This window comes from Xenorhabdus bovienii (genome assembly GCF_024721015.1).
Classification (GTDB): Bacteria; Pseudomonadota; Gammaproteobacteria; order Enterobacterales; family Enterobacteriaceae; genus Xenorhabdus; species Xenorhabdus bovienii.
Genome location: NZ_JANAIF010000038.1, coordinates 1 through 17,581, shown reverse-complemented (window position 1 = coordinate 17,581; position 17,581 = coordinate 1). Strand labels below are relative to the sequence as shown.

The following is a 17,581-nucleotide window of genomic DNA, read 5'->3' as shown; positions in this document are numbered from 1 at the left end:
TGTCGTCAATCAGAATAGTTCCTGATTCTCCCCATTCTCAGTGACTGTCGTTCCTGCTTCTGGAACGGCATATTCCGTTGGCTGTGTACCTTCAATGAAATATTCCTTACGGGTATTGCCCCCACCATTGGATAGCTTACCCGTCGCGCGATCAATGGTGACAGAAACAATGCCTGCTGGTGGTTCCATCACTTTTACCGGTACACCTTCCAGCGCCACTTTCATGAAATCATTCCAAATGGGTTGAGCACTTTTCGCTCCGCCTTCACCTTTCAGGGCGGGTGTACGCCCCAGAGCTCTACTATGCTCATCGAAACCAATCCAGACCGTGGCAACCATATCAGGGCCATAACCAGAGAACCACGCATCTTTCGAGCTGTTTGTCGTTCCTGTTTTGCCCCCGATATCCCGGCGTTTCAAATCACGGGCTGAACGCCAGCCTGTAGCCATCCAACCCGGTTCACCAAAGACATTGGTATTCAAGGCATCATGAATCAGGAACGCTAGCGGCGTACTGATGACATGAGGCGCGTACTGCTGATCATCGTTGTTCGTATTGACCGGAGCACGCTCTAACTCTGACTGGGGCTGAGTCGAATTTTGCGTGACATTGGAATGGGTCACGTTCTCAATCGAATCTTCGGACAACTCAATGGAACGCGCTGTATCACCATAAATCACCGGAATATTTTCACACTGTGGACAGGCTAGTTTCGGTTTAGCTTCAAACAATACCTTTCCTTCATCATTTTCAATTTTAGTGATGAAGTAAGGATCAACCAAATAACCGCCATTCGCCATCACTGCATAGCCACGCACCATTTGCATTGGTGTGAAAGAAGGAGAACCCAGCGCCATCGATTCCGTCCGCACGACATTTTCCCCCGGCAAGCCAAACCGGCGCAGATAGTCAGCGGCATAATCCACCCCCATCGCACGCATGGCTCGAACCATGACCACGTTCTTGGATTGCCCTAATCCTTGACGCAGACGAATCGGGCCATCATAAGTCGGCGGTGAGTTTTTAGGACGCCAATCCGTTCCAGCTCCCGCATCCCAACGGCTGATAGGCACGTCATTAAACATAGATGCCAACGTCAGCCCTTTGTCCATCGCAGCGGTATACAGGAATGGCTTGATGTTGGAACCCACCTGACGCAGAGATTGGGTCACGCGGTTAAACTTGCTTAGCTCGAAATCAAACCCACCGACCAGCGCTTCTACCTCGCCATTCATAGGGTTGAGAGATACCAACGCCGCGTTAACTTGAGGTAATTGTGCCAGCCACCAGGTATCATTGACTTTTCTGACCCAAATCTGTTCACCGGCTCGAATCACTTCATTGACACTGCGTGGTGCCGCCCCTTGCAGACTGTCAGACTTAAATTGACGCGCCCAACGAACACCCGCCATAGTCAGTTCAACTTTACTGCCATCCACCAGCATAGCTTCAGCCTGAGTCGCACTGGACTTCGTGACCACCGCAGGCAGCAATGGACCATATTTGGGCAGGGTTTTCAGCTTATCGACAATTTGGCCCTGGCTCCATGCTGACTGGCTGACAGTCCATAACACTTCCTGTGCGCCGCGATAGCCATGACGCACATCATAATCAATCACATTTGCACGGACGGCATCAACGGCAGCCAATTGGACATTACGAGTAATGGTGGTATAGATCTTATATCCATCGGTATAGGCATTTTCACCATAACGGTTAATCATTTCCTGCCGTACCATTTCAGTCAGATAAGGCGCAGAGAAGACAATCTGTGGTGAATGATAACGGGCAACCAATTTCTCACTTCTGGCTTCATTGTACTGCTGTTGGGTAATGTACCCTTCTTCCAGCATGCGCCCCAATACCACATTACGACGGCCGACTGCACGATCATAAGAATAGAGCGGGTTAAAAGTAGAAGGTGCCTTCGGCAGTCCGGCAATCATCGCCATCTCACTCAAAGTCAACTCATTGGCATTCTTACCAAAATAGACGTTAGCCGCAGCCCCTACACCGTAAGCACGATTGCCAAGGTAAATTTTGTTGAGGTATAGCTCCAGGATTTCATTCTTCGTCAACAGTTGTTCGATCTTAATCGCCAGAAACGCCTCTTTCGCCTTACGTATCAGCGTCTTCTCCCTGCTGAGGAAAAAGTTTCTCGCCAACTGTTGAGTAATGGTACTCGCCCCTTGGGAAGCATGGCCAGAAGTCATCATGACCGAAACCGCACGGATAACGCCAATGGGATCAACACCATGGTGTTCATAAAAACGGCTGTCTTCAGTGGCAATAAAGGCTTTTACCATCAAGGGTGGCATTTCGGAAAGGGTTAGCGGTAGACGACGTTTTTCACCATATTGCGCCATCAACTCGCCATCAGCACTGTACACCTGCATTTGTGTCTGCAATCGGACATCCTTTAAAGTCGCGACATCTGGCAACTGCGGCTCGATATATTTGTACAAACCAAAAATCGAGGCGGTTCCCAATAAAATGCAAACAACGACAAGGATCAAAAAATACTTTATGAACTTCACCTGAAATTTCTCACGCCATGTTAATCGGGCAGTTTATAAACGATTAGTACGTAGTATAAAGGCTATACAGCACTATGGATATGACCTTTCATTAATAGCAGGTATGGAGATCGCTACATGTATTTATCAAAATGGTATATCGGACTGGATGTCCATGAACATTACATTAATGCTCTCGCAGCCATTAAACGTCGTGATGGCTGGCAACTTCGCCATTGCTGGCAATATCGTTTATCAAGCGACATTATTTCAGGAGGACGGCTACAACATCCTGAAAAATTAGGCCACATTTTAATGCAATGGCGGCAAAAATTACCTAAAAAGATTAGCTTACGATTAACATTACCTGTTCAACAAACCTTACAGAAGCAGATCGCCCTACCTACCCATACTCTATTGCAAGAACCAGAACTCGGCTGGTTTATGCATGCCAATGCCGAAAAACAGTTCCCTGTCAGTGATCTTGCGTTGGATTATCGGGTGCGTGGTCAGCAAATTTGTATCAGCGCCACCCGGCAAAAAGATCTCAACCTCTGGCTTAAGCTGCTCGCAGACATCGATTTATCCCCCGATGCCATTGATATTTCTCCCTGCGCATTACGCTATATTGCCAAACTTGCAGGCGTTCCCGATGACGGCTGGTTGATCCACAAACGCATAGCAGACTGGCTATGGGTTGCCCCCGCCAGTGGCCCTTTTAGTTATGGGTTGATATCAATGCAGGCACATCCGCATCTGGCACAAATCATCAGCCAGTTGCCTGTCTCACCAGACATGGCTAGCCCTGAGATTTATTACAGTGACGAACAGCATGCTATGCCAGCAGAACCCGTTCATGTCTGGAACATGCTGACCGCATTTCGCCATTACCAGCTCCCATTACCCGAAAAAACTAATGCCTTCATTATCGCTGCGGGGCTGGCACTGAGGCCGGATGATAGATGATGTATCAGGTTAATTTTTTACCGTGGCGTCAGGCAAGATTGAAACGCCTATGCCGGAAATGGGGGCTATTGTTCTGCCTGCAATTAATGCTCTGCGTATCTGTACTGACGTTTATTTCCGTGCAACAAAAAAACAAACTTGCGAAATATAGCAACCAATTAACAGAAATTAGCCACCAATTAGTGCAATTACAACAAAATATCAAAGAAAACGAACAAGCCGTTCAACACCATCATCAATTGACACTGCAATTAAGGAAAAAACAGACATTCATGGAACAGAATCAAAGATATTTACAGTTATTTCGTCAACTTCCGCACTTATTGCCGGAAAAAAGCTGGCTTACTGCATTCAGTGACGACACCGGCCAATTGGTTTTTGCCGCCAGCAGTCAAAACTACGATGATGTCTCGGACTTACTGGATAACCTGACCGACAATGCCTCACTGAACAATGTCCAACTGAAAAAAATGAGCACCACGGAAGAACATCTCAAGATATTTACTATCGATGCCAACTGGTTAATGGGAGCACCTGATGAAAAGTAATTATCTTGTGTGGTTTCATCGTCCAGCATGGCAGTTGTTTCTGTTGCAGCAATTGCTGGTCATTCCACTCATATTAAGTTTCTATTTTTGGGTCTGGCAGGAGAATGAATACGCAATCCATGACCTCCAGCTCAATATCACCGAGCAGAAACACAATTCGGCGTTATCCGAAAAGCGTATCGCCGAGTTACCCAATCTACCCGATATCCGACAACAGATTCAGCAATTGACAGCAGAACTCAGCCAAGGCAGCAATATTTTGCCCAACAATATCCCGCAAAAAAATGCCACCGTACTCAAACGCCTTCATCAGCCCTTAACCAGCTCTGGCAGTCAACTCATGGAGTGGAAAAGCCATAAGGAAGGCAACCAAATTTTCTGGCACATCATGCTGTTACTAAGCTATGACCAACTCCTCCATTTCCTCAATGAAATTCAACAAGTACAACCTGTTTTGCTGATTAAACACCTCACCATCATCCCTGTCGATAACGATCTGACTGTCCGCATGGTGCTGTCAGATGCCCTCCATGAGGGATAATCATGAACAATCATTTTTTTATTCTACTGGCTTGCCTGTTCCTGCTACTGCCAACCCTCAGTTCTGCCGAAGAAATTAACGCATGGAAAGAAACAGAGAGCGAAATAGCGGTAAGAAATCCGTTCCAGCCACCGAAAAACGAATTAGATGAACAACTCGAATTTTCCCCAGCAGAACGGGATGAACAGGAGCAGGAGATTGAATATCAGGCTATTACTCTGCAATACGCTGACGCAGGGCAGATCGCCGAACAATTACAGAAAAATATTCCGGCGCTACTAACAAAATGGGGCAAAGTTGAACACGATCCCTTAACCAACAGCCTGATATTGGAAGATAAGTTTGATGCCATTACCCGCATCAAAGGTTGGCTGAAAGAGGTGGATACACCACAACAACAAGTACAAATTACGGCCCATATTGTCACCAGCAGCAGAGAGGCTCTGCATGAGTTGGGAATTCACTGGGGCATGGCGGCTGATCCACTAAATCGCTCAATAGGCCTCAACCGTTTGAATTTGCATCAATCCGCAGGTAATCAAAGCCACCGACTGGTACTGAACACTGCCCGCATCCATGCAAGCTTGCTAGAAATGGAGCTCAGTGCACTGGAGCAGGAAAACCAACTGGATATCATTGCCAGCCCAAGGCTGACAGCCTCACACCAACAGCCAGCCAGCATTAAGCAGGGTTCTGATATCCCTTATCTCGTTCAGGACAAGGACAAAACGACGATTCAATTTAAGGAGGCGGTATTAGGTATGGAGGTGACTCCACACATCTTGAGAAAAGGGAAAATCCGTTTAGCGCTAAAAATCAGCCAGAACGCCCCTGGACTCCCCATTAGTCAGGGAGGAAATGAAAATCTGGCGATAGATAAACAGGAAATCGTGACGCAGGTTACCGTCAGAAACGGGGAAACCCTGATTCTTGGTGGCATTTTTCAGCAGAAAAAAGGCGCTAGCCTGCAAAAAGTCCCTTACTTGTCTGATCTTCCTCTATTGGGTGCATTATTTAACCAAAAAGGAGAGCAGCACAGCCGAAGGGAACTCGTAATTTTTATTACACCTCAACTGACCGATATTTAACCAATAAAAAAATAAATGATAAATATCAAACAATTAATAGGCGTAATTATGTCTTTTTCACCAGATTTTCTACTATTTTTCTTGGTCTGACCTGTTTATGGATTTGACGCTGAGAGTAATTTAGCATACAAGGATTATCTAATTGAGTGAGCGGGTCTAACATCACAAGTAAGAGTCTACCCCAATAAACATAAAGTAGGCTCACAGTCAGCCAACAAAGCATAAACCAGACTACAACGGTTCGTGCCAGATATATATAGTTGCAATACAGGTTGATGTGCTGAGATAATTTTCCCATCTGATCTCACATTCTCACTCATGAGGTTTCAGTTTAGGTCCCGTGGCTAATCTGATTGGCGGGGCGGGTTATCATTAACAAATAGTCTTAGTAATACCAAAAACATGGCAGAGAAACGCAATATCTTTCTGGTTGGGCCTATGGGTGCCGGCAAAAGCACTATTGGTCGTCAGTTAGCTCAGCAACTCAATATGGAGTTTTACGACTCTGATCAAGAAATTGAGCGACGTACCGGAGCTGACGTGGGCTGGGTATTTGATGTGGAAGGCGAAGAAGGCTTCCGCGACCGTGAAGAAAAAATAATTAACGAATTGACTGAAAAACAAGGCATCGTACTGGCAACGGGTGGGGGTTCTGTTAAATCGAAAGAAACCCGTAATCGTCTGTCTGCCCGTGGTGTGGTCGTCTATTTAGAAACAACCATCGAAAAACAGTTAGCTCGTACCCAGCGTGATAAAAAACGCCCTTTACTTCAAGTGGATGCACCAGCACGCGAAGTTTTAGAAAATTTAGCTGATGAGCGCAACCCTCTCTACGAGGAAATTGCTGATCTGACTATCCGTACAGATGAGCAAAGCGCCAAAGTTGTTGCTAACCAAATTATCGAATTACTGGAAAAAAACTGATTCACGCTGGTGTGCACAGCAGCAAACGATAAGGCGAAAGGTGATATGGAACAAGTAACTGTTACGTTAGGTGAAAGAAGCTATCCGATTACCATAGCCCAAGGGCTATTTTCTAGCGATGAGGCATTCAAGCTCCTGCAAGCTGGTCAGCAGGTCATGATAGTGACCAACGAGACGGTGGCTCACCTGTATCTTGAACAGGTGAAATCCACATTGCAGGGTATGGGTCTTCGGGTAGACGAAGTTATCTTACCTGATGGTGAACAGTACAAATCACTTTTTGTGGTCAATGACATTTTTTCCGCTTTACTGGAAAATAATCATGGTCGTGACACAACGCTTATCGCTCTCGGTGGTGGTGTAATCGGTGATATGACAGGGTTTGCCGCCGCTTGCTATCAACGCGGCATTCGCTTCATTCAAGTACCCACCACATTACTTTCTCAGGTTGACTCTTCCGTCGGTGGAAAAACCGGCGTCAACCATCCCCTCGGCAAAAACATGATAGGGGCCTTTTATCAGCCAGCGTCCGTTATCATCGATATCAATTGCCTGAAAACATTACCTGCTCAAGAACTGCATGCAGGTCTGGCTGAAGTTATCAAATACGGCATCATTCTGGATGGTGAATTTTTTAACTGGCTTGAAAGCAATATCGAGAAATTACTGGCTCTCGATAATCAGACAATGTCTTATTGCATTCGTCGCTGCTGTGAACTCAAAGCATGGGTTGTCGCTGCTGATGAACAAGAACGCAATGGGATGCGAGCACTATTAAATCTCGGCCATACCTTTGGGCATGCTATTGAAGCTGAAATGGGTTATGGCGTCTGGCTGCATGGTCAGGCGGTTGCTGCGGGTATGGTGATGGCAGCACGGGCATCTGAGCTTGTGGGCACGTTCTCAAGACAGGATACTCAGCGCATTATCAGCTTGCTGGAGCGGGCAAAGCTTCCAGTCAACGGCCCAGTGGAAATGTCTCCAGAAATCTATTTGCCGCATATGATGCGCGACAAAAAAGTCTCTGCGGGAAAATTGCATCTGGTACTGCCTACGGCAATTGGGAAAGCAGAACTTCGTTCTGATATCGGGTCTGATGTCATATTGGACGCCGTCCGCCTATGTCTGCCATCGACCAGCTAAATACACGATTATCTGAATATGGCAAAATTCCTTCTGAGAATAAAAGCTTGAATAATGAATCATTTTCTGGCTGTTATGCTATAAAATAGCTACATTATCAGATAGAACATTATCGGTTTTAGTTAGATCAGGCTGCCAAACCTCTAAAATAACAATTGGCAGTATTATCTCTGCTGAGAGGGCATATGGACGAATTAAAATCAGAAAACAAACAAAAAACAGAAAACGAATTTAAACCTGATACATCTGATCGCCGCCCTCCGCGATCGCGCAGCCAATCCAACCAGCCCAAACTGGCAGTATCCCGCCAGCAATTAATGATTGGGGTTGGAATTCTGGTGCTTTTACTGCTGATTATTGCTATCAGTTCTGCATTGAAATCGCCAACTGATCATGAGAAACAGCAATCCCAGAATACGGCTGAGAAAAACATCGATCTATCCGGCTCTTCTTCACTCTCTACCAATAATCAGAGTAGCTCACCGGAAAATCCATCGGCACCGGCAAGCCATGGCTCACAAGAAATCAGTATGCCACCCATTAGCAATACACCAAGCAAAGATCTTTCTCCAACACCTGAGGCAAGTAGCCACAACCAGCGCATAGAATTGCCCGGTGATATTTCTGATGCCTTGAATCAACAGCAACGCAACATCAATGATACGGTGCAAAAAAACCTGACGCCATCACAGTCCAACTCTATGCAACAGACGGTGATACCGCCAGTTGAACAGAATAAGACTGAAAAAGTTGCACCGCCGAAAATAGAAAAAACGGAAAAAGTGGCAAAATCAGAAAATCATGCCAAATCAACTGATAAACCAGCAATATCCCATCATCAGGCCAGTAAAAAGGGTGTGACCGATACTCGCGGTGATTTACTGAAAGCCTCCGCCAACCGATTCACACTCCAGTTAAGTAGCGCCAGCCGCTCGGATACCTTAATTGCCTTCGCAAAGAACAATAACCTTTCAAATTATACGGTTTATGAAGCGAAACGTGAAGGTAAGGCATGGTTTATCTTGATCCACGGTAGTTATGGTTCGGTTTCTGACGCCAAAAGTGCCATTTCCTCACTCCCGGCTGAAGTTCAGGCCAAAAAACCTTGGGTTAGAAAACTACAACAGGTTCAGCAAGATCTGAAAAAATAAAACTATTTTGATTAGGCGCTGATATGCTGTCCTAAACAGAGTACAATCTGCGGCTCTGAAATTATTGAATAGCTAATTTGACGGCATGAAAAAAAAACGCGCTTTCTTAAAATGGGCCGGTGGAAAATACCCGTTGGTGGATGACATTAGACGTCATCTGCCAGAGGGAGAACGCTTAATTGAGCCATTTGTTGGCGCAGGCTCGGTATTCCTGAATACCGATTATGATTCTTACATCTTGTCAGACATAAATAGTGATCTGATCAACCTGTATGACACGGTAAAATCTCGTCCAGAAGAATTTATCAATCATGCCCGTCCATTATTCTCTCAGGAGTTCAACACTGCGGAAGACTTCTACCGCCTGAGAGAAGAGTTCAACAAAAGCCAAGAACCACTGTACCGCAGTCTATTGTTTCTTTACCTTAACCGCCACTGCTATAACGGCCTTTGCCGCTATAACTCTCGGGGAGAATTTAATGTCCCTTTTGGGCGGTATAAAAAACCTTATTTTCCTGAAGATGAACTTTACTGGTTCGCTGAAAAAGCCCAAAAAGCCTCTTTTGTCTGCCAGCATTACCAAATCACGCTAGACAACGCACCACAAGGATCAGTAATTTATTGTGATCCTCCGTATGCCCCACTTTCGGCAACGGCTAATTTTACGGCCTATCATACAAATAGTTTTAACCTCCTCGATCAAGAAAATCTAGCGAGGATGGCCTATCATCTTTCCTCTCAGCAGGGCATTCCTGTGCTCATATCCAACCATGACACGCCAATGACGCGGGAATGGTACCATCAGGCTTCTCTTCATATTGTTAAAGCCCGTCGGACAATAAGTAGAAACATTCTTGCTCGGAGTAAAGTTGATGAGCTTTTGGCGTTATACTGCCGGAAGTGACTGAGGTTTCTTACCCCTGGAATAATGGGGATAAAACAATGAATTGGAGAAGATAATAATGAAGAAAGATTTTCTGATTGCCCCATCCATTCTATCCGCAGATTTTGCCCGATTAGGTGAAGATACCGCAAAGGTTCTGGCAGCAGGCGCTGATGTTGTCCACTTTGACGTTATGGATAATCACTATGTGCCAAACCTGACCATTGGGCCAATGGTCTGCCAGGCGCTGCGTGATTATGGCATTACGGCACCGATAGACGTTCATCTGATGGTAAAACCTGTAGATCGTATTATCCCTGATTTTGCCAAGGCAGGTGCAACCTACATCACTTTCCATCCCGAAGCGAGCGAGCATGTTGACCGTACCCTGCAACTGATCAAAGAACATGGCTGTAAGGCAGGTCTAGTTTTCAACCCAGCAACCCCTCTCAGTTACCTTGATTATGTGCTGGATAAGCTGGACGTGATTCTGCTGATGTCCGTTAACCCGGGTTTCAGTGGCCAGTCCTTCATTCCAGAAACCCTGAACAAGTTACGGCAGGTACGCAAAATCATTGACGACAGCGGATACGATATTCGTCTTGAAGTTGATGGTGGCATCAAGGCCAATAATATTAGAGAAGCCGCTCAGGCGGGCGCAGATATGTTTGTTGCTGGTTCTGCTATTTTCAGCCAGCCTGACTATAAAACGGTCATTGATGAGATGCGCCGTGAATTATCAAAGGTGGCATAATGGTAACAAGTATTAAGAAAAATCTTCGTGCCATTGCATTTGATCTGGATGGAACATTAGTTGACAGCGCCAGCGGTCTGGCGGAAGCACTGGATCAGGCTCTGATTGCCAAAGGTTTACCTGCGGCAGGCAAAGAACGAGTTGCTATCTGGATAGGTAACGGCGCGGATGTCATGGTTGAGCGTGCACTGAAATGGGCAGGAGTAGAATCCACCCCTGAACTGCATTGTGAAACCCGTAAGCTATTCGATGGGTTTTATGAAACAACCGTGACAACAGGCAGCCAACTGTTTCCCCACGTAAAAGAGACTCTGGCAACACTGGCACAGCATAATCTGCCAATGGCCATCGTAACCAATAAACCCACACCTTTTATTGCGCCATTACTGGAATCATTGGGGATCAGTGAATACTTTTCACTGGTGCTGGGTGGTGATGATGTTAAAGAGAAAAAACCCCATCCTGCCCCGCTATATCTAACAATGGGCATGTTTGGCATCCATAAAGAAGAATTGCTTTTTGTCGGTGATTCCCGTAATGATATTTTGGCGGCACAGGCAGCCGGCTGCCCTTGTGTTGGCTTAACCTATGGATATAACTACGGAGAATCGATAGCATTAAGCCACCCAGATTATATATTGGACCATTTCCCGGATTTACTACCGGCTATCGGATTATCCACGTTGAAACTTCAGGAAGCGTAACAAAATGAATGAACCCACTGTAATGAAACCAAACTCCCAAAAACCTATTGTATTCAGCGGCGCACAGCCTTCCGGTGAATTGACCATCGGTAACTACATGGGGGCATTACGTCAGTGGGTTAAAATGCAGGATGAGTATGATTGCATCTATTGCATCGTTAACCAGCATGCTATTACCGTGCGCCAAGACCCAAATGAATTGAAAAAACGCACGCTTGATACGCTGGCACTTTACCTCGCATGTGGCATTGACCCCAAGAAAAGTACGATCTTCGTTCAGTCACACGTTCCACAGCATTCTCAATTAAGTTGGGTACTTAACTGTTACACCTATTTCGGTGAACTCGGCCGTATGACCCAGTTTAAAGATAAATCAGCTAGTCATGCGGAAAACATCAACGCAGGGTTATTTAGCTATCCGGTTCTGATGGCCGCAGATATTCTGCTTTATCAGGCCAATCAAATCCCTGTGGGAATTGACCAGAAACAGCATCTTGAATTGAGCCGTGATCTGGCACAGCGCTTTAATGCCATTTACGGTGATATTTTCACCGTACCAGAACCATTCATTCCAACGGGTGGTGCTAAAGTGATGTCTTTGCAAGATCCAGCCAAGAAAATGTCAAAGTCGGATGATAACCGTAATAACGTTATTGCCCTGCTGGAAGATCCAAAATCGGCAGCGAAGAAAATCAAACGTGCCATCACTGATTCCGAAGAACCACCACGTGTACGTTATGATTTGGAAAATAAACCCGGCGTCTCCAATTTACTGGACATTTTGGCAGGTGTAACAGGTAAGACAATTCCTCAATTGGAAGCTGAATTTGAAGGCCAGATGTATGGTCATCTGAAAGGTGCAGTTGCAGAAGCCGTTTCTGGAATGTTGACTGACTTGCAGGAACGTTTTCACCATTTCCGCAATGATGAAGCATTACTTAATCAAATCATGGCTGAAGGAGCTGCCAAGGCACAAGCTCGTGCTCAGGCGACTTTAGATAAAGTTTACGAAGCGGTAGGGTTTATTGCTCATCCGTAATAACAATATTATCGAATAGTAAAAATGCTGGCCATAATACTGACCAGCATTACTGAGAGAAATCAGTCTCACTAGTTACTTAATTTTTTCTTCGTAACGCTTTGCTGCCTCATCCCAGTCCACTACATGCCAAAACGCCTTAATATAGTCTGGACGGCGGTTTTGATATTTCAGGTAATAAGCGTGTTCCCACACATCCAGACCCAAAATGGGGTAACCTGAAGCACCGGCAATTTCCTCTCCCATTAACGGGCTGTCCTGATTGGCAGTTGAAACAACCGCAAGTTTGCCATCTGCTTTTAGAACCAGCCATGCCCAGCCAGAGCCAAAGCGGGTTGCAGCGGCTTGCTCAAATTTTTCCTTGAAGATCTCAATACTACCTAAATCCCGCTCAATGGCCGTTTTCAAAGTACCACCCAAGACCGTTCCCAATTTTAATCCTTTCCAGAACAGGCTGTGGTTTGAGTGCCCTCCCGCATTATTACGAATAAAAGTGCGTTTATCCGCAGGGATTTTATCAAGCTGCTGGATCAGCTCATCAATAGGAAGTTTAGCTAATTCAGGGAAGGCTTCCAGCGCTGTATTCGTGTTAGTTACGTAGGTTTGATGATGTTTGGTATAATGAATTTCCATCGTCTGCTTATCGAAATGAGGCTCCAGAGCATCATAAGAGTAAGGTAGAGCAGGCAGGGAATAGCTCATGTCATATCTCCAGTGGTTTAGAATGTATAAGGCTCACAGCTTGTGAACAAGGTGGTTATTATAATGACTTGGACGATAATGAAAATGATTATCAATTCCATATTATAACTATGGTTTCCTTTCCATTTCTCAGTTGCATTTTTTCATTGGATAGAATAACTAAATAAAATCCATAAGTTAGTCGTTCTCCCCAAACATTAAATTATCAACAGAACTAAATTTCTCTCAAACACTCCGCATTAATTGATCATTCCATGAAATCCATTCTCTTTAATGCGTGATCTTACGCCCAAAAAAGAAACAAAATTTCTCCTTACACTTTAGTTAACGTTGTTTTGACATAGTATTAACAATCGCAAGGAGATAAAAATATGACTCAAATAATCAAGCATCTTATTCCTGCTGACATTGCAGAAACGGCCCTGATAAGCAAACAACAATATCTACAAGATTACCAATGGTCACTACAAGATCCTGAATCGTTCTGGGGTGAGAAAGGGAAGATAGTAGATTGGATAAAACCTTATACTCGGGTTAAAAACACTTCTTTCGACCCAGGACATGTCAGTATCCGCTGGTTTGAAGATGGCACTCTGAATTTAAGTGCCAACTGCCTTGACCGCCATTTGCAAGAACGTGGTGAGCAAACCGCTATCATCTGGGAAGGAGACAATCCCGCAGAATCCAGACATGTTACTTATCGCGAGCTATATCATGATGTCTGCCAATTCGCCAATGTATTGAAAAAACTTGGTGTCAAAAAAGGCGATGTCGTTGCGATTTATATGCCAATGGTACCCGAAGCCGCCGTTGCCATGCTGGCATGTGCCCGAGTTGGTGCAATCCATTCCGTGATTTTTGGTGGTTTCTCTCCTGATGCCATTGCTGGCAGGGTTATCGATTCCAATGCCAAGCTGGTTATTACCGCAGATGAAGGGATACGTGCAGGCCGCGTTATTCCATTGAAAAAAAATGTCGATGAAGCATTGAGCAATCCAGCCGTGACCGACGTTGCTAATGTGGTAGTCTTCAAGCGTACTGGTAACACCAAAAACTGGCAGGAAGGCCGTGATTTGTGGTGGCATGAGTTGATCGAAAATGTCAGCACAGATTGCCCTGCCGAAGAAATGAATGCCGAAGATCCACTTTTCATCCTTTATACCTCTGGCTCAACCGGCAAACCTAAAGGGGTTCTACATACCACAGGCGGTTATCTGGTCTATGCTTCTTTGACTTTCAAATACACGTTTGATTACCGTCCGGGTGAAATCTACTGGTGTACAGCCGATGTTGGCTGGGTAACCGGCCACAGTTACCTTCTGTATGGGCCTCTCTCCTGCGGTGCCACATCATTGATGTTTGAAGGGGTGCCAAACTACCCCGATGTCAATCGCCTCTGTCAGGTCGTTGATAAGCATCAGGTTAATATTCTCTATACTGCACCAACCGCCATTCGTGCATTAATGGCTGAAGGCGATAAGGCGATTGAAGGAACCAAACGTACGTCACTACGTATCATGGGCTCGGTAGGTGAGCCAATCAATCCTGAAGCATGGGAATGGTACTACCGGAAGATAGGTAATAGTCAATGCCCTATCGTCGATACTTGGTGGCAAACCGAAACAGGCGGGTTCATGATCACGCCATTACCCGGAGCAGTTGATCTCAAACCAGGTTCGGCTACTTTGCCATTTTTCGGCATCAGTCCGGCATTGGTAGGCAACTCAGGTGAGCCATTAACTGGCGAATGTGAGGGCAATCTTGTCATCACGGATTCCTGGCCAGGACAAGCGCGAACTTTATATGGTGATCATGAGCGTTTTGAACAAACCTATTTTTCGACGTTCAAAGGCATGTATTTTAGCGGAGATGGCGCTCGACGTGATGAAGACGGCTATTATTGGATCACTGGCCGTGTCGATGATGTCCTGAATATTTCAGGTCATCGGTTGGGAACCGCAGAAATTGAATCTGCGCTGGTTTCACATCCAAAAATTGCAGAAGCTGCCGTTGTTGGCATTCCACACCATATCAAGGGACAGGCGATTTATGCCTATGTCACACTGAATCATGGTGAAGAACCTTCCCCAGATCTTTATACCGAAGTCAGAAATTGGGTTCGCAAAGAAATCGGCCCGATTGCAACACCCGATATTCTTCACTGGACGGATTCGTTACCCAAAACACGTTCAGGAAAGATCATGCGCCGTATCTTGCGCAAAATTGCTTCCGGCGATACCAGTAACTTAGGTGATACCTCCACACTGGCCGATCCGGGTGTCGTTGAAAAACTACTGGAAGAAAAGCAATCCATGAATCTGTCTTAAAAAAGTACGCCGCCGGAAGGCGGCTTAATAACGTATCACCAAAAGCAGAGAACTGTGCAGGGACATGACAGATACGTCATGAGTTCCCACGGATTTTTGTACCCTGCGTTTGGCTGTCTACAACGCATTAAGGTGTATCGTTCAAAATCCAAAAGGAGACGCTCTGATGAATCCTAATATTTATCAAGAAATTGAAAATAATCCCCGCTTTAAGGAATTAGTTAAGAAACGTGGACGCTTTGCCTGGTTGTTATCCACCATCATGTTAGTAATTTATGTTAGCTTTATTTTTCTTATCGCTTTTTCCCCTGAATGGCTAGGTACTCCCCTCTATGAAGGCTCCAGCATGACCCGTGGTATTCCTGTGGGTGTCGGGATTATATTTATTTCTTTCATATTAACAGGGATCTATGTTGTCAGGGCGAATGGTGAATTTGATCGTTTGACTTCGACTATCCTCAATGAGGTAAAAAAATGAAAAAAATCGTATTGTCAGCGATGCTGCTATTTTCCACACTCTTTCACAACTTGGCACAAGCGGATGCCATTTCAGGCAATGTAGAAGAACAACCCTTGAATATTCAAGCTATTGTCATGTTTCTATTATTCGTTGGGTTCACGCTTTGCATTACTTATTGGGCTTCAAAACGAACGCAATCACGTTCAGATTATTACACCGCTGGTGGACGCATTACAGGGTTCCAAAACGGAATGGCCATCGCTGGTGACTATATGTCAGCCGCCTCTTTTCTGGGAATTTCCGCGTTAGTCTATACCTCTGGTTATGATGGACTGATCTATTCGATCGGCTTCCTCGTTGGCTGGCCAATTATTCTATTCCTCATCGCTGAACGTCTGAGAAATCTAGGGCGTTACACGTTTGCTGATGTCGCCTCTTATCGATTAAAACAGCGCCCCATTCGTACTCTGTCAGCAACAGGCTCTTTAGTTGTCGTTGCGCTATATTTGATCGCTCAAATGGTTGGGGCAGGAAAACTCATTGAGCTGCTATTTGGGTTGAATTATCACATCGCAGTTATTTTAGTCGGTATTTTGATGGTGCTGTATGTGCTGTTTGGTGGGATGCTGGCAACGACATGGGTTCAGATTATCAAGGCAATCCTGTTACTGGCAGGAGCAACATTCATGGCCCTGATGGTCATGAAAGCCGTAAATTTCAATTTCAATACTCTATTTAAAGAAGCCATCGCTGTGCATTCCCGTGGTCAGGCAATCATGAGCCCAGGCGGATTAGTGTCTGATCCTATATCAGCACTCTCTTTAGGACTGGCATTGATGTTTGGTACTGCCGGATTGCCACATATCGTCATGCGATTCTTTACCGTTAGTGATGCCAAAGAAGCCCGTAAAAGTGTTTTCTATGCCACAGGGTTTATCGGCTATTTTTATATCCTGACGTTTATCATTGGGTTTGGTGCAATATTATTAGTCAGCCCCAATCCCGCGTTCAAAGATGTGACTGGAGCATTAATTGGTGGAACAAATATGTCCGCTGTCCATCTAGCAGATGCCGTTGGCGGTAACTTCTTCCTTGGTTTCATCTCTGCCGTGGCCTTTGCCACTATTTTAGCTGTTGTGGCGGGATTAACTTTAGCAGGTGCTTCAGCGGTTTCTCATGATCTCTATGCCAATGTAATTAAGCAAGGTCAAGCCAATGAGCGTGATGAACTGAGGGTTTCCAAAATTACTGTCATTATCCTCGGTTTTGTCGCCATAGGATTGGGTATTTTATTCGAAAAACAAAATATTGCCTTCATGGTGGGGTTGGCATTCTCAATTGCCGCAAGCTGTAACTTCCCGATTATTTTATTGTCGATGTACTGGAATAAGCTGACAACACGCGGGGCACTCATTGGCGGGTGGTTAGGATTAATTACTGCAGTTGTATTAATGATCCTTGGGCCTACTATTTGGGTCAGCATCCTCGGTCATGAAAAACCAATTTATCCGTACGAATACCCAGCACTGTTTTCTATGTTTGTAGCATTCATCGGTACATGGTTATTTTCCATCACAGATGGATCACAACAAGGTCAGCAGGAAAGGAAAATGTTTCGCAATCAGTTTATTCGTTCACAGACTGGAATTGGTATCGAGTAGGGGAAGGCACATTAATTTTGTTCAGCCAATCTGAGTAGTAAATTATTTTTCAAAAGTCTTTTTAAAATTCATCAAACGCAAAAAAGCCACCCGGTTGGGTGGCTTCTCTGGCTAAATAGGTGTCTGGCAGTGCCCTACTCTCACATGGGGAGACCCCACACTACCATCGGCGC

Annotated in this window: 16 protein-coding genes; 14 read left to right on the top strand and 2 right to left on the bottom strand. The window is 45.2% G+C overall.

What is annotated here, in order from left to right:
* Positions 1 to 9: 9 nt before the first annotated feature.
* Entirely contained in the window at positions 10 to 2,538 is a 2,529-nt protein-coding gene (mrcA, locus tag NXS07_RS11575) for a peptidoglycan glycosyltransferase/peptidoglycan DD-transpeptidase MrcA (RefSeq protein ID WP_258086777.1), read from the bottom strand.
* A 117-nt stretch (positions 2,539 to 2,655) separates the two neighbouring features.
* Here mrcA and pilM point away from each other — a divergent pair, with 117 nt between their 5' ends.
* The 11 genes from pilM (at position 2,656) to trpS (ending at position 12,258) form a co-directional block, all read left to right on the top strand.
* Complete coding sequence (gene pilM, locus NXS07_RS11570) at positions 2,656 to 3,483, top strand: pilus assembly protein PilM (RefSeq protein ID WP_046335502.1); 828 nt, start codon at positions 2,656 to 2,658, stop codon at positions 3,481 to 3,483.
* A complete protein-coding gene (locus NXS07_RS11565; RefSeq protein WP_038208815.1) occupies positions 3,480 to 4,031 on the top strand; it encodes a PilN domain-containing protein in 552 nt (183 codons plus the stop codon). The genes pilM and NXS07_RS11565 overlap by 4 nt, the downstream gene beginning before the upstream one ends.
* The gene (locus tag NXS07_RS11560; RefSeq protein WP_038214174.1) at positions 4,021 to 4,572 is read left to right on the top strand and encodes a hypothetical protein; all 552 of its coding nucleotides are present in this window, start codon (positions 4,021 to 4,023) and stop codon (positions 4,570 to 4,572) included. Before NXS07_RS11565 ends, NXS07_RS11560 begins: the two co-directional genes overlap by 11 nt.
* A gap of 2 nt (positions 4,573 to 4,574) precedes the next feature.
* Positions 4,575 to 5,660: a type IV pilus secretin PilQ gene (pilQ, locus tag NXS07_RS11555; RefSeq protein WP_038224237.1), complete on the top strand. Its 1,086-nt coding sequence runs from the start codon at positions 4,575 to 4,577 to the stop codon at positions 5,658 to 5,660.
* 402 nt (positions 5,661 to 6,062) lie between these two features.
* Entirely contained in the window at positions 6,063 to 6,584 is a 522-nt protein-coding gene (gene aroK, locus NXS07_RS11550) for a shikimate kinase AroK (RefSeq protein ID WP_012986682.1), read from the top strand.
* Between the two features lie 45 nt (positions 6,585 to 6,629).
* Positions 6,630 to 7,727: a 3-dehydroquinate synthase gene (aroB, locus tag NXS07_RS11545; RefSeq protein WP_258086776.1), complete on the top strand. Its 1,098-nt coding sequence runs from the start codon at positions 6,630 to 6,632 to the stop codon at positions 7,725 to 7,727.
* A 185-nt stretch (positions 7,728 to 7,912) separates the two neighbouring features.
* Entirely contained in the window at positions 7,913 to 8,878 is a 966-nt protein-coding gene (locus NXS07_RS11540; protein WP_038224238.1) for an SPOR domain-containing protein, read from the top strand.
* Between the two features lie 85 nt (positions 8,879 to 8,963).
* Complete coding sequence (dam, locus tag NXS07_RS11535; protein ID WP_038197716.1) at positions 8,964 to 9,782, top strand: adenine-specific DNA-methyltransferase; 819 nt, start codon at positions 8,964 to 8,966, stop codon at positions 9,780 to 9,782.
* Between the two features lie 58 nt (positions 9,783 to 9,840).
* On the top strand, positions 9,841 to 10,515 hold the full coding sequence (rpe, locus tag NXS07_RS11530) for a ribulose-phosphate 3-epimerase (protein WP_038183751.1): 675 nt from the start codon (positions 9,841 to 9,843) through the stop codon (positions 10,513 to 10,515).
* On the top strand, positions 10,515 to 11,219 hold the full coding sequence (locus NXS07_RS11525) for a phosphoglycolate phosphatase (RefSeq protein ID WP_038208831.1): 705 nt from the start codon (positions 10,515 to 10,517) through the stop codon (positions 11,217 to 11,219). The genes rpe and NXS07_RS11525 overlap by 1 nt, the downstream gene beginning before the upstream one ends.
* A 4-nt stretch (positions 11,220 to 11,223) precedes the next feature.
* A complete protein-coding gene (gene trpS, locus NXS07_RS11520; RefSeq protein WP_038208835.1) occupies positions 11,224 to 12,258 on the top strand; it encodes a tryptophan--tRNA ligase in 1,035 nt (344 codons plus the stop codon).
* A 75-nt stretch (positions 12,259 to 12,333) separates the two neighbouring features.
* On the opposite strand, the gene sodA is transcribed toward trpS, so the two are convergent.
* Positions 12,334 to 12,960: a superoxide dismutase [Mn] gene (gene sodA, locus NXS07_RS11515; RefSeq protein ID WP_038224240.1), complete on the bottom strand. Its 627-nt coding sequence runs from the start codon at positions 12,958 to 12,960 to the stop codon at positions 12,334 to 12,336.
* Positions 12,961 to 13,331: 371 nt separating this feature from the next.
* Between sodA and acs the strand changes: the two genes are divergently transcribed.
* The 3 genes from acs (at position 13,332) to actP (ending at position 17,408) form a co-directional block, all read left to right on the top strand.
* Positions 13,332 to 15,287: an acetate--CoA ligase gene (gene acs, locus NXS07_RS11510; protein WP_038197722.1), complete on the top strand. Its 1,956-nt coding sequence runs from the start codon at positions 13,332 to 13,334 to the stop codon at positions 15,285 to 15,287.
* Between the two features lie 166 nt (positions 15,288 to 15,453).
* Positions 15,454 to 15,765 (top strand): DUF485 domain-containing protein, encoded by a 312-nt coding sequence (locus NXS07_RS11505; RefSeq protein ID WP_038197723.1) that lies wholly within the window; start codon positions 15,454 to 15,456, stop codon positions 15,763 to 15,765.
* On the top strand, positions 15,762 to 17,408 hold the full coding sequence (gene actP / locus NXS07_RS11500) for a cation/acetate symporter ActP (RefSeq protein WP_038208838.1): 1,647 nt from the start codon (positions 15,762 to 15,764) through the stop codon (positions 17,406 to 17,408). The genes NXS07_RS11505 and actP overlap by 4 nt, the downstream gene beginning before the upstream one ends.
* The last annotated feature ends 173 nt before the right edge of the window (positions 17,409 to 17,581 follow it).

What these genes read in the sequence shown, in the direction of transcription:
- NXS07_RS11565 (WP_038208815.1), top strand. Translation starts at nt 3,480, where the DNA reads ATGATGTATCAGGTTAATTTTTTACCGTGGCGTCAGGCAAGATTGAAA.
- rpe (WP_038183751.1), top strand. Translation starts at nt 9,841, where the DNA reads ATGAAGAAAGATTTTCTGATTGCCCCATCCATTCTATCCGCAGATTTT.
- dam (WP_038197716.1), top strand. Translation starts at nt 8,964, where the DNA reads ATGAAAAAAAAACGCGCTTTCTTAAAATGGGCCGGTGGAAAATACCCG.
- NXS07_RS11525 (WP_038208831.1), top strand. Translation starts at nt 10,515, where the DNA reads ATGGTAACAAGTATTAAGAAAAATCTTCGTGCCATTGCATTTGATCTG.
- sodA (WP_038224240.1), bottom strand. Translation starts at nt 12,960, where the DNA reads ATGAGCTATTCCCTGCCTGCTCTACCTTACTCTTATGATGCTCTGGAG.
- NXS07_RS11505 (WP_038197723.1), top strand. Translation starts at nt 15,454, where the DNA reads ATGAATCCTAATATTTATCAAGAAATTGAAAATAATCCCCGCTTTAAG.
- trpS (WP_038208835.1), top strand. Translation starts at nt 11,224, where the DNA reads ATGAATGAACCCACTGTAATGAAACCAAACTCCCAAAAACCTATTGTA.
- actP (WP_038208838.1), top strand. Translation starts at nt 15,762, where the DNA reads ATGAAAAAAATCGTATTGTCAGCGATGCTGCTATTTTCCACACTCTTT.
- NXS07_RS11540 (WP_038224238.1), top strand. Translation starts at nt 7,913, where the DNA reads ATGGACGAATTAAAATCAGAAAACAAACAAAAAACAGAAAACGAATTT.
- aroK (WP_012986682.1), top strand. Translation starts at nt 6,063, where the DNA reads ATGGCAGAGAAACGCAATATCTTTCTGGTTGGGCCTATGGGTGCCGGC.
- NXS07_RS11560 (WP_038214174.1), top strand. Translation starts at nt 4,021, where the DNA reads ATGAAAAGTAATTATCTTGTGTGGTTTCATCGTCCAGCATGGCAGTTG.
- pilM (WP_046335502.1), top strand. Translation starts at nt 2,656, where the DNA reads ATGTATTTATCAAAATGGTATATCGGACTGGATGTCCATGAACATTAC.
- acs (WP_038197722.1), top strand. Translation starts at nt 13,332, where the DNA reads ATGACTCAAATAATCAAGCATCTTATTCCTGCTGACATTGCAGAAACG.
- aroB (WP_258086776.1), top strand. Translation starts at nt 6,630, where the DNA reads ATGGAACAAGTAACTGTTACGTTAGGTGAAAGAAGCTATCCGATTACC.
- pilQ (WP_038224237.1), top strand. Translation starts at nt 4,575, where the DNA reads ATGAACAATCATTTTTTTATTCTACTGGCTTGCCTGTTCCTGCTACTG.